The organism is Streptomyces sp. NPDC001002 (assembly GCF_053599215.1).
Genome location: NZ_JBSFLV010000009.1, coordinates 1 through 11,825, shown reverse-complemented (window position 1 = coordinate 11,825; position 11,825 = coordinate 1). Strand labels below are relative to the sequence as shown.

Below are 11,825 nucleotides of genomic sequence, written 5' to 3'. Positions count from 1 at the left end.
GCCCTCGTGGCGCGGCCCCCGGCCCTCAAAGACGCTGAGATCGCCCGTCGGGTTGCCCTCCTCCAGGGTGCGCGATGATGGATCCGGTCCGCCTCTGGTTATCCCGGAAAGGTTTCCTCACCCATGGCTGCGCGCATCCTGCTGGCCCGCCACGGACAGACCGAGTGGTCGCTGTCCGGCAAGCACACGGGCAGGACCGATGTGCCGCTCCTGGAGGAGGGCCGCCGGGGCGCCAAGCTGCTCGGCGAGCGCCTGCACCGGGCGCCGCTGGACGGGCTGCCCGGCGTCGAGGTGCGCACCAGCCCGCTGGCACGCGCGCGTGAGACGTGCGACCTCGCCGGGTTCGGCGAGCGCGCCCAGCCCTGGGACGCGCTCATGGAGTGGGACTACGGCGCCTACGAGGGCATGACCCCGGACGACATCCAGGCCGTCCGCCCCGGCTGGTTCATCTGGCGCGACGGCGTCCCCGAGGGCGAGTCCCTCGCCGATGTCACCGCCCGCGCCGACGAGGTGGTCGCCTGGGCCCGCGCCGAGGACCGTGACGTCCTGGTCTTCGCGCACGGCCACATCCTGCGTTCCATCGGCGCCCGCTGGCTCGGTCTCCCCCTCGACTTCGCCGCCCGAATACGCCTCAACCCGACGTCCCTGTCGGTCCTCGGCTGGGCCTACGGCGAACCGGCGATCGAGAGCTGGAACGACTTGGGGCACTTGACGAACTGACGGCGCGCGAGGCTCCGCCCGTACGCCCTGCTCCCGCGCCCCTTTCACGCCGCCCGAGGCTGCTCCCGCGCCCCCTTCACGCCGCCCGGGGCTCCCCTCACGCCGTCCGAGGCCGTGAAGCGTGCCTCTCCAGGAACGTCGACACACCCGAGGCGCGTCGGTGCGGCAGCAGCACGCGCGCGGTGGTCGCGAGCATGGTCTGGACGCGGGAGGACTGGACCTGGTCCAGGAGGTCCATGACGCGCAGACCCGCCGTCGCCGCCTCGTCGGGGTGGCCGCCGCGGGCCAGGTCGTCGGCGAGTTCCGCGGTGTAGAGGGCGATGTTGCGGGTGAAGTGCGGGTCCTGGAGATGGGCCGCGCGGCGCGCGTGGCGGGCGGCGCGGGACCAGTCGCCCAGCGTCGACCAGCACTGCGCCTCCAGGCCCTCCAGTTCGGCCTCCCCGTAGAAGCTCATCCACTCGGGGTCGGTGTCCGAGGGGCCGCGCTCGTAGAGGGCCTGCGCGCGGGCGAGCGCCTGTTCGCAGGCGATGCGGTCGGCGAGCCCGGCCCAGCCGCCGGCCTCGCGCAGCGCGAGCAGCGACATCAGGCGGGACGAGCCCAGGGACCGCCCGACGCGTTGCGCGGCCTGCGCGGCCCGCACCGCCTCGCGCGGCCGGCCGGCGTCGCGCGCGAGGAACGCCGTGTTGCAGAAGGCGTGCGCCTCCAGGGCGTCGTCGCCGGTCATCCGGGCGGTCGCGAGCGCCTCCGCGTAGTGCGAGCGCGCGTCGTCCCAGCGCCCGGAGTCGTGCGCCAACCAGCCCACCGAGATGGCGAGTTCACCCGCGCCCGAGTGCAGCCGGTCAGCGGTGGTCTGCCGGGTCGCGCCGGCGTCGAGCAGCGCGTAGGCGGCGCGCAGCGGAGCCGCCGCGCGCCGGTAGAGGCCGTCCGCACCGTGCCGGTCGTCGAGCAGCCGGATCCTGCGGACGGCTTCCTCCAGGGCGCCCGCGTCGCTCGCCCCGGCCCGGCGCACGGGACGTTCCGCGGCGGCCGCGTCGTAGGCGAGCCCGAAGGGGCCCAGCGAGGCGGCGGCCACGGTGGCGCCCCCGCCGGTCATGAATGCGCGACGTAGCACGTCGCTCTCCTCGTTGTTCTCGTCGTTCTCGTGAAGCCCGTCGTTCTCGTGGAGCTCACGGTTCTCGTGATGGTCGGGCGGGTCGTACGCGTGCGTGCGGTACGGGTCCCCCTCATGCGGGTGTGTATCGCGCGCGCCCTGCGGGTTCTTCGTGTCATACGGATCGCGCGCCCCCTGCGTCTCATCCATGGCACGCGCCCCACGTCCGCGTACGGACGAGCGGGGCGCGAAGCCCAGGTCGGCGAGCGTGCGGCCGGGGAACATGTGCAGGAACACCCGCTCGTACGCGTAGTTGGGGCAGCGGATCTCGCCCGCCTCGACCCGGCCGACATAGCGCGCGTCACAGCTCACCCGCTCCCCGATCTCACGGGCCGAGCGCCGTACGGCCGCCGCGAACTCGGCCGGTGAGCGCCGGCCGCGCAGCTGTCGGAAGGCCAGATTCGGCCGTGGTGGATGGGTGGGCTGGGACGTGGTCACCTTTGACGACGTCATGGCCGGGTCCTCTCGTGCGAACCGTCGAACCAAGCCGGATTCCGGGCGACTTGAGCTGGTTGTCAACGGGATCGCCCTTGATTTCCGGCGGGCATGAACGTACCCGCTGTCACCGACCCGGCACGCAGGGTTTGGCTACAAACCGGATATCTCATCCGGGATCTGCCATGAACTGCCATCCTTTGCGGCGGATTTCCGCCGTAGCCGTTGACGCGGCGGCGCGTTGAACCCGGCAGGACCGGGAGCCGCCCGACTCCCGAGCCGCTTCGTTCAAGGAGGGGTTCCGTGGTGGAGTCCAGGATGCGAACCAGGCAGAGCAGCGATTCTCGTACGCCGGTGACGCCAGTGAGGTTCACACCGGTGCCGGACGCCGGTGCACCGCCCGCCTGCGACCTGGTGACCGTACCGACGCGACAGGGCCTGGAAGCGGTCGACATCCTGCGCCGAGGCGCCTGCGACGCGATGGGCCCCGTACTCCACGACGACGGCTGCGGCACCCTCGGCTTCGTCGTCCCCTCCGGCACCGCCGCCGCCTGGGACGTCCCCGGCAGCACCTGTACGGAGACCGACGGCCGAGGCCTGCGCCTGCCCGCCGAGCCCCCCGTCGAGGGCTCCGACTGGCTCCTCCCGCCCGGCGACACCGACCTCGCCACCGACCCGGCGGTCCTCCGCCAGGCCCTGGGCGAGGCGGCCCGCCTGATCGAGGCGGCGGACAACTGCCGCTGACCTCGTCCACGGCGAGCACGCGCGCAGGCGGCACCCCCCGCCCCCACCGATAATGGCCGCATGGGAAAGTCCAGGAACGCCCGGCGTGGGTCGGCCGGTGCCGAGGCCGTCGTCGAGGCCGTCGACGGTGGGCTCGCCGAGCTCATACCCGATCGGGACCGGGCGCGGGGCTGGACGCTGTTGATCGACGGGGCGCCGCAGTCGCACGTGGATCTGGACGATCCCGCGTATCTGTCCTTCGAGTACCAGCGTCGGCTCGGGCATGTCGTCGATCTGGTCGTGCCCGGCGGGAAGCCCGTGCACGTCGTGCACCTCGGGGGCGGTGCGCTGACCCTCGCCCGCTATGTCGCCGCCACCCGGCCCCGGTCCACCCAGCAGGTCGTCGAGTGGGACGCCGCGCTCGTCCAACTGGTGCGCAAGCAGCTGCCGTTGGACACTGCCGCCCGGATCAGGGTGCGGTCCGTCGACGCGCGCGAAGGGCTCGCCAAGGTGCTCGACGGGTGGGCCGACCTCGTCGTCGCGGACGTCTTCAGCGGGGCCCGCACCCCCGCCCACCTCACCTCGACGGAGTTCCTGGACGAGGTCCGCCGCGTGCTGCGCCCGAGCGGCTGCTACGCCGCCAACCTCGCCGACGGCCCGCCGCTGACCCATCTGCGCGGCCAGATCGCCACCGCAGCCGCCCGCTTCCCCGAACTCGCCCTGATCGCCGACCCGACCGTGCTGCGCGGCAAACGGTTCGGCAACGCCGTCCTGGTCGCCTCCGACACCCCGCTGCCCCTCGCCGAACTCACCCGCCGCGCCGCCTCCGACCCGCACCCCGGCCGCGTCGAACACGGCCGCGCCCTGCTGGACTTCACCGGCGGCGCGGCCCCCGTCACGGACGCGGCGGCAGTGGCCTCGCCGGCCCCGCCGCCCTCGGTGTTCCGCTGACGGACGCCAACTGCCGTCGTACGGCTAGTAGTTCTCGACGTCCACGCGTGGCGGCCCGTCGTGCCACGTGCAGAACACCGACACCCGGTCCGCGCCCGAGGAGAACTCCAGCCGGATCCACGTCTCCGTCTTCCACACCTGCATCGACCAGCCAGGACCCGGAGTCGCCGACACGAGCGTCGCGTACGTGTCGGCGAGGTCGAAGACCACCCGGCCGCCGTCGGTGTCGTAGCTCTTGACCTGCCCGGCGGCCGAAGTGCTGGGCGACGGGCTGGTGGTGGGGGTCTTGGAAGGGGTCGGCTTCGGCGCGGCGGACGTCCTCGACGGCGTTGGCTTCGGCGTGGGTGTCGGCGTGCTCGGCGAGGAGGACGCCAGCGGCTTCGACTCCTGCGTGGTCGCCCGGCCCGCCGTGATGGGCAGGGCGCGCGGCGGATCGTAGGCCGTCCCCGCCATCACCGTGTGGACACCCCACCACGACAGCGTGACCGCCGCGCCCGTGGCGAGCGACCAAGCCAGTACGTGTACGAGTCCTCTGAGCATCGCGGCCATACTGCCTCACGCGCCCCACGGGTGTCGCCCGTCCGAAGTTATCCACAGGCCCGGATCCGGCTCGCCCGGATGGCGTACGGTGCGGCGCATGGCAAGTGTGCTCGTGGTCGAGGACGACCAGTTCGTCCGCTCGGCGCTGATCCGGCACCTGACCGACGCCGCCCACACGGTGCGCAGTGTCGGGACGGCGCTGGAGGCGCTGCGCGAGGTCGCCCATTTCCGTTTCGACGTGGTCATCCTCGACCTCGGACTGCCCGATCTGGACGGGTCCGAGGCGCTGAAGATGCTGCGCGGGATCACGGACGTACCCGTGATCATCGCCACCGCGCGCGACGACGAGACGGAGATCGTCCGGCTGCTGAACGCGGGCGCGGACGACTACCTGACCAAGCCGTTCTCGGTCGAGCACCTGTCCGCGCGCATGGCGGCGGTCCTACGACGCTCCCGCGCCGGCACCGGAGAGGCCCCGCCCTCCAGCGTCCTGCGCGTCGGCGGTCTGACCGTCGATCCGCTGCGCCGCCAGGCCGAGTTGGACGGCGTACGGCTCGACCTCACCCGCCGCGAGTTCGACCTGCTGGCCTTCCTGGCCGGCCGGCCCGGCGTCGTCGTGCCCCGCAAGGAGCTGCTCGCCGAGGTGTGGCAGCAGTCGTACGGCGACGACCAGACCATCGACGTCCATCTGTCCTGGCTGCGCCGCAAGCTGGGCGAGACCGCCGCCCGCCCGCGCTATCTGCACACCCTGCGCGGCGTCGGCGTGAAGCTGGAACCACCCGGGGGAGCGGAGCCGCCGCGATGAGATGGGCACTGGTCAAGGTCTGCCTGGCGGTCACCGCCATGGTCGTGGTCGCCTTCGCGGTCCCGCTCGGTCTGGTCATCAAGGAGATGGCCCGGGACCGCGCGTTCTCCAACGCCGAGCGGGAGGCCGCCGCGGTCGCCCCGGCGCTGTCCATCACCACCGACCGCGACCAGTTGGAGAAGGTCGTCGCCTCCGCGGGCTCCGACTCCGGGATGGCCGTGCACATACCCGCGGTCGACGGCGGCAAGGCGGTCGACATCGGGCGCAGGCGCGCGGCCGACGACGCCATCGCGACCGTACGGAAGCTGGGCCGCGCCTCCACCAGCGAGGTCGAGGGCGGCTCCACGCTGCTCCAGCCGGTCGCGCTGAGCTCCGGCGCGATCGCGGTCGTCGAGGTGTTCGTGCCCGACGCCGAGGTCAGGCACGGCGTGGGCACGGCCTGGGCGGTGCTCGCCGCGGTCGGCGTCGCGCTGATCGTCGGCTCCGTCGCGGTCGCCGACCGGCTGGGCGTGCGGATGGTGAAGCCCGCCCGGCGCCTGGTCGAGGGCGCGCACGAGCTGGGGGAGGGCAAGCTGGGGGCGCGGGTGCCCGAGGAGGGACCCAACGAACTGCGCCTGGCCGCCGTCGCGTTCAACTCGATGGCCGACCAGGTCGTCCAACTGCTGGCCAACGAACGGGAGTTGGCGGCCGACCTGTCCCACCGGCTGCGCACCCCGCTGACCGTGCTGCGGCTCAACGCGGCCTCGCTGGGCGACGGTCCGGCCGCCGAGCAGACCCGGGAGGCGGTCGCCCAGCTGGAGCGCGAGGTCGACACGATCATCCGGACCGCGCGGGACGCCAAGCCGCAGACCGCGGCGGCCCTGCCCGGCGCCGGGTGCGACGCGGCCGAGGTGGTCCGGGAGCGGATGGTGTTCTGGTCGGCGCTCGCGGAGGACGAGGGCCGCAAGTGGCGGGTGGCCGGCGCCGACCGGCCGGTGCGCATACCCGTGGCCCGCGCCGACCTGGCCGCCGCGCTCGACGCCCTGCTCGGCAATGTCTTCCGGCACACCGTCGAGGGCACGGCCTTCGCGGTCGACCTGCACAACGGCGAGGACGCGGTGATCGTCCTGGTCTCCGACGCGGGCCCCGGCATCATCGACCCCGTGGCCGCGATGGCCCGCGGCCGTGGCTCGGGCACCGCCGGTTCCACGGGCCTCGGCCTGGACATCGTGCGCAGGCTCGCGGAGTCGACCGGCGGGGACGTACGGATCGGGTCGTCCGTGCTGGGCGGGACCGAGGTGCGGATCTGGATCCAGGTGGACGGCCGGGAGCCGGAACGCCGAGGTCACCGGGGGTCCGTACGACGCCGGCGGCGCGGCAGATTGGTCTCTACCTTTAACCGCCCCCGATCCCTTCCTTAAGCGCACCCTAAGATCCGCAACCCCCGCCCGGATCAGGCACTTTGCCCGATTCCAGGTCGCTAGCGTGCTGCCGCACCCCACCCCCGGAACGAAGGCAGGCACGCGATGACCACGCACCGGCGCAAGCTGAGCGGCAGAAACAAGGTGATCGGCGGAGTGGTCGCCGCGGCCGTGGTCGGCGGTGGCGCGGTCCTGCTCACCGGCACCGCCCAGGCGGCCGGCATCGGCGCCGCGTACACCAAGACCAGTGACTGGTCGACGGGTTACACCGCGCAGTACGTCGTCACCAACAACAGCGGCGGCACCGAGAAGACCTGGAAGCTGCAGTTCGACCTGCCCTCGGGCACGAAGCTCAGCTCGCTGTGGAACGCCGAGTCGAGCGTCAGCGGACAGCACGTCACCGTGACCCCGCCCAAGTGGGACACCGACGGGCTGACCGCCGGCGAGTCCGTCACCGTCGGCTTCGTGGTCAACGGCACCGCGGACCCGACCGCCTGTCTCATCGACGGCGCCAAGTGTTCGGCGGACGGCACCGCCACGCCCGAACCGACCGGCCGCCCCAAGGAGACCACGACCCCGAAGCCCACCCCGACGCCGACCTCCACCCCCACGGCCACGCCCACCAAGACGGCCACCCCCACGCCGACGCCGACCCCCACGTCGACCTCCGGCACCGGCACCACGGCGAGCGCCGGCTTCGCGCCCTACGTCGACACCTCGCTCTACCCGGCCTTCGACCTCCTCGCGAGCGCGACGGCGACCGGCGTCAAGAACTACAACCTCGCCTTCATCACCGACGGCGGCGGCTGCACCCCCAAGTGGGGCGGCGTCAGCGACCTCGGCACCGATGCCGTGGCCGCGCAGATCGGCGCCCTGCGCGCCAAGGGCGGGGACGTCCGCGTCTCCTTCGGCGGCGCCTCCGGCTCCGAACTGGCCACCACCTGCTCCTCGGCGGACGCGCTGGCGACGGCGTACGGCAAGGTCGTGGACGCGTACAAGCTCACCAAGGTCGACTTCGACGTCGAGGGCGGCGCGCTGCCCAACACCGCGGCGAACACCAACCGCGCCAAGGCGATAGCCAAGCTCCAGGCCGCGCACCCGGACCTGGACGTCTCGTACACCCTCCCGGTCATGCCCGAAGGCCTCACCCAGGACGGCGTGAACCTGCTGTCCAACGCCAAGTCCAACGGCGTGAAGATCAACACCGTCAACATCATGGCCATGGACTACGGCCCCGCCTACAGCGGCGACATGGGCACCTACGCCGAACAGGCCGCGACCGCCACCCAGGCCCAGGTCAAGAGCGTGCTCGGCCTCTCGGACGCCGCCGCCTGGAAGACCGTCGCCGTCACGCCGATGCTCGGCGTGAACGACGTGGCCGCCGAGATCTTCAAGGTCGACGACGCCACCCAACTGGTGAACTTCGCCAAGTCCAAGGGCCTCGGCTGGCTCTCCATGTGGTCGGCCGGCCGCGACCAGCAGTGCGCGGGCGGCACCAAGCCCACGGCCGACGCCACATGCAGCTCGATCCTCCAGGACAAGTTCGCGTTCTCGAAGGCGTTCGCCGCCTTCAACTGAGCTGAGGGAAAGGGCCCTTGACGGGGAGGCGGCTCAGACCTCGGTCACACCGGGCAACGCGCCCGACCGAGCCGCCTCCCCGTACCACCGCGCACTCGACTTCGGCGTCCGGGCCAGCGTCGCGTAGTCCACGTACACCGCCCCGAACCGCTTCTCGTAGCCGTACGCCCACTCGAAGTTGTCCAGCAGCGACCACAGGTAGTAGCCCCGGACGTCCGCGCCGTCCGCGATGGCGCGGCGCACCGCCGAGAGATGGCCGTGCAGGTACGCGATCCGCTCCGGGTCGTGCACGCGGCCGTCCGGGTCGGGCTTGTCGTCGTAGGCCGCGCCGTTCTCGGTGATGTAGAGCGGCAGGCCCGGGGCCTCGCGGGTGTAGCGCATGATCAGCTCGTGCAGGCCGGTCGGGTCGATCGTCCAGCCCATCTCCGTGCGCTCGCCCGGGGTCTGGAGGAAGGCGACGTCGTCCGCGCCGGGCCACGGCGAGTGCGCGCTCGCACCGTGGCCGTCGGCGCGCGGACCGGTCCTGGGCGACTCCGCCGCCGAAACCAGCGTAGGCGTGTAGTAGTTGAGGCCCAGCGCGTCCAACGGCTGGTGGATCGCCCGCAGATCACCGTCGAGGACGTACGACCAGTCGGTCACCGACGAGGTCGCCGCGAGCAGCGTCTGCGGGTACGCGCCGTGCAGGACCGGGCCGTGGAAGACGCCGTTGGCCAGGTCGTCGATCTTCCGGGCCGCCGCCAGATCCGCCGGGTCCTGCGAAGCCGGCCTGACCACCGAGGAGTTGAGGCTCAGCGCCACCGAGTTGCGGGACGGCATCGACGAGCGCAGGGCCGTGGTGCCGAGGCCGTGCGCCAGGTTGAGGTGGTGCGCGGCGCGCAGCGAGGCCTCCGGGTCCGTGCGGCCCGGCGCGTGCACGCCGGAGGCGTAGCCCAGAAAGGCGCTGCACCAGGGCTCGTTGAGCGTGATCCACTGCTCCACCCGGTCGCCCAGCGCCTCGCCCACGATCTGCGCGTACTCCGCGAACCGGAACGCCGTGTCGCGCGCCGGCCAGCCGCCCGCGTCCTCCAACTCCTGCGGCAGATCCCAGTGGTAGAGGGTGACGGCGGGCTTGATGTCGTGCGCCAGCAGCTCGTCCACCAGCCGCCGGTAGAAGTCCAGGCCCACCTGGACCGCCGGACCCCGGCCGGTCGGCTGCACCCGCGACCAGGAGATCGAGAAGCGGTACGCCGACAGGCCGAGGTCGGCCATCAGCGCCACGTCCTCGCGGTAGCGGTGGTAGTGGTCGACAGCGATGTCACCGTGCTCGCCGCCGGCCGTCCGGCCCGGCGTATGGCTGAAGGTGTCCCAGATCGAGGGCGTACGGCCGTCCTCCCGCACCGCCCCCTCGATCTGGTACGCGGAGGTCGCCGCGCCCCAGAGGAAGGCGGGAGGAAAGGTCACCGGGGTCGCCGGCGTTGCGGGCTCAGACATGGAAGCGCTCCCATAGGAGGTCGTGGAGACCGACGTATAAGAAGAAGAAGGAGAGGAAGAGGGGTGTACGGGGAGGAAGGGGGCCGAGGCGGCGGTGACCCGGCCCCCTGGACGAGCGGGGGTCAGCCCTTGACCGCGCCCTGCATGATGCCGCCCACGATCTGCTTGCCGAAGATCGCGAAGACGACCAGCAGCGGCAGCGTGCCCAGCAGCGCGCCGGCCATGATCAGCGACTGGTCCGGGGTGTAGCCGCGGCCCAGGCCCGCGACCGCCACCTGCACGGTCGGGTTGCCGTTCTGGCTGAGCACCAGGAAGGGCCACAGGAAGTCGTTCCACGTCTGCACGAACATCAGCATGCCCAGCACGGCCATCGCCGGGCGCGCCGCCGGGAACACGATGTGCCAGATGACCCGCCAACTGCTCGCGCCGTCCACCCGGGCCGCCTCGATCAACTCGTCCGGCAGCGCCTGGATCAGGTACTGCCGCATGAAGAACACACCGAACGCGCTGACCAGACCCGGCAGGATCACCGCCTGCAGCTGATCGGACCAGTCGAGCTTCGCGACCAGCATGTACAGCGGGATGATGCTGAGTTGGGGCGGCACCACCATCGTGCCGATCACGATCAGCATCATCGCCTGCCGCCCTCTGAACCGCAGCTTGGCGAAGGCGAACCCGGCGATCGTCGACAGGACCACGATGGTCACGGCACACGTGCCCGCCACGATCGTGGTGTTGACGAACGCCTTGCCCAGGTTGGCGTCGTTCCAGGCGATGTCGAGGTTGTGCATGAGGTTCGAGCCGAACCAGAACGGCGGCGGGGTCTGCGCCAGCCGGTTGTTGTCACGGGATGCCGCGATCGCCGTCCACACCAGTGGGAACAGCGAGCCGAGCGTGAACAGGATCAGCACGGCGTACGCGATCGGGCCGGCGTGCAGCGTGCCGCCCGCCCGCGCGGCCTTGGGTCGGCGGATGCGCCGGGGTCCGTCGGGAGCGGCGTCCGCGGGTTTCGTCAGGGTCGTCGTCACGGCCGGGTCTCCTTAGGAACTGGAACTGGCGCGCAGCCGGCGCGAGATGACGTAGTTGACGATCCCGACCACGATGAGGATCAGGAACATCGTCCAGGCGATCGCCGAGGCCCGGCCCAGGTGTTGGTTCACCCAGCCCTGCTCGTACAGATACAGACCCAGCGTCTGGAACTGGTGCTCCGCACCGCCGGACGCGCCCTTGTTCGCGTCGAACAGCAGCGGCTCACCGAAGACTTGGCTGGCCCCGATGGTCGAGACGACGACGGTGAACAGGATCGTCGGCCGCAGCGAGGGCAGCGTGACGTGGAAGAACTGCTGCCACCGGTTGGCCCCGTCCAGCGCCGCAGACTCGTACAGATCCTGCGGGATCGCCTGCATCGCGGCCAGATAGATCAGCGCGTTGTAGCCGGTCCAGCGCCAGATGATGATCGACGAAACGGCTATCTGCGAGGGCCACTTGCTCCCCTGCCAGTCGATCGCGCCGATGCCGACCTGGTGCAGCACCCAGTTGATCATGCCGTAGTCGCGGCCGAAGAGCAGCGCGAACACCAGCGAGGCCGCGGCGATCGAGGTCGCGTACGGCGCCAGCATCACGACCCGGTAGAAGGTCGAGGCCCGCAGCTTGTAGTTGAGGATGTGAGCGAGCCCCATCGCCATCAACAGCTGCGGAACGGTCGAGATGATCCCGATCGTCAGCGTGTTCTTCGCCGCGTTCCAGAAGAAGTCGTCGTCGAAGATGCGCGTGTAGTTGCGCAGCCCCGCCCAGTGCATGTCGGTCGGCGCGGTGAGCTCCACCGTGTGCAGCGAGGCCCACGCGGTGTAGATCAACGGGAACAGACCGAACGCCAGGAACAGCAGGAAGAACGGCGAGACGAACGCGTACGGACTCCAGCGCACGTCCCGCTGCCAGCGACGCGACAGCCGGGCGCGGCGCCGCGCGTCCGCCTCGACCACGGAGCCCTCGGGCGGGCGGCCCGGGGCCGCGCCCCCCTCCTTGGCGGGGGGCGCGGCGGTGTCGTGCCGGG

The 11,825-nt window shown here is 71.8% G+C and carries 11 protein-coding genes; 6 read left to right on the top strand and 5 right to left on the bottom strand.

Annotated elements, in window-relative coordinates; genetic code table 11:
- Positions 1–123: 123 nt before the first annotated feature.
- A complete protein-coding gene (locus ACWDR3_RS06970) occupies positions 124–720 on the top strand; it encodes a histidine phosphatase family protein (RefSeq protein ID WP_450351425.1) in 597 nt (198 codons plus the stop codon).
- A 97-nt stretch (positions 721–817) separates the two neighbouring features.
- Here the strand turns inward: ACWDR3_RS06970 and ACWDR3_RS06965 are convergent, their stop codons facing one another.
- Positions 818–2,323: a tetratricopeptide repeat protein gene (locus ACWDR3_RS06965; RefSeq protein WP_450351424.1), complete on the bottom strand. Its 1,506-nt coding sequence runs from the start codon at positions 2,321–2,323 to the stop codon at positions 818–820.
- 300 nt (positions 2,324–2,623) lie between these two features.
- Between ACWDR3_RS06965 and ACWDR3_RS06960 the strand changes: the two genes are divergently transcribed.
- Together ACWDR3_RS06960 and ACWDR3_RS06955 are read left to right on the top strand one after the other, a co-directional pair.
- Positions 2,624–3,049 carry a hypothetical protein gene (locus tag ACWDR3_RS06960; protein ID WP_450351423.1) on the top strand — a complete coding sequence of 142 codons (426 nt, stop codon included), beginning with the start codon at positions 2,624–2,626 and terminating at the stop codon, positions 3,047–3,049.
- A gap of 60 nt (positions 3,050–3,109) precedes the next feature.
- A complete protein-coding gene (locus ACWDR3_RS06955) occupies positions 3,110–3,979 on the top strand; it encodes a spermidine synthase (RefSeq protein ID WP_450351422.1) in 870 nt (289 codons plus the stop codon).
- 24 nt (positions 3,980–4,003) lie between these two features.
- On the opposite strand, the gene ACWDR3_RS06950 is transcribed toward ACWDR3_RS06955, so the two are convergent.
- Positions 4,004–4,519, bottom strand: a complete 516-nt coding sequence (locus ACWDR3_RS06950; protein WP_450351421.1) for a hypothetical protein — start codon at positions 4,517–4,519, stop codon at positions 4,004–4,006.
- Positions 4,520–4,616: 97 nt separating this feature from the next.
- Here ACWDR3_RS06950 and ACWDR3_RS06945 point away from each other — a divergent pair, with 97 nt between their 5' ends.
- The 3 genes from ACWDR3_RS06945 (at position 4,617) to ACWDR3_RS06935 (ending at position 8,302) form a co-directional block, all read left to right on the top strand.
- The gene (locus ACWDR3_RS06945) at positions 4,617–5,324 is read left to right on the top strand and encodes a response regulator transcription factor (protein WP_401726859.1); all 708 of its coding nucleotides are present in this window, start codon (positions 4,617–4,619) and stop codon (positions 5,322–5,324) included.
- Positions 5,321–6,724 (top strand): sensor histidine kinase, encoded by a 1,404-nt coding sequence (locus tag ACWDR3_RS06940; protein ID WP_450351420.1) that lies wholly within the window; start codon positions 5,321–5,323, stop codon positions 6,722–6,724. Before ACWDR3_RS06945 ends, ACWDR3_RS06940 begins: the two co-directional genes overlap by 4 nt.
- 105 nt (positions 6,725–6,829) lie before the next feature.
- Positions 6,830–8,302: a glycoside hydrolase family 18 protein gene (locus tag ACWDR3_RS06935; RefSeq protein WP_450351419.1), complete on the top strand. Its 1,473-nt coding sequence runs from the start codon at positions 6,830–6,832 to the stop codon at positions 8,300–8,302.
- A gap of 33 nt (positions 8,303–8,335) precedes the next feature.
- Here the strand turns inward: ACWDR3_RS06935 and ACWDR3_RS06930 are convergent, their stop codons facing one another.
- The 3 genes from ACWDR3_RS06930 to ACWDR3_RS06920 form a co-directional block, all read right to left on the bottom strand.
- Positions 8,336–9,772, bottom strand: coding sequence for a GH1 family beta-glucosidase (locus tag ACWDR3_RS06930; protein WP_450351418.1), 1,437 nt, complete (start codon positions 9,770–9,772; stop codon positions 8,336–8,338).
- 122 nt (positions 9,773–9,894) lie between these two features.
- Positions 9,895–10,800 carry a carbohydrate ABC transporter permease gene (locus ACWDR3_RS06925; RefSeq protein ID WP_450351417.1) on the bottom strand — a complete coding sequence of 302 codons (906 nt, stop codon included), beginning with the start codon at positions 10,798–10,800 and terminating at the stop codon, positions 9,895–9,897.
- A 12-nt stretch (positions 10,801–10,812) separates the two neighbouring features.
- Positions 10,813–11,825, bottom strand: a 1,013-nt coding sequence (locus ACWDR3_RS06920; RefSeq protein ID WP_450351416.1) for a carbohydrate ABC transporter permease, incomplete at its 5' end; no start/stop codon positions are given.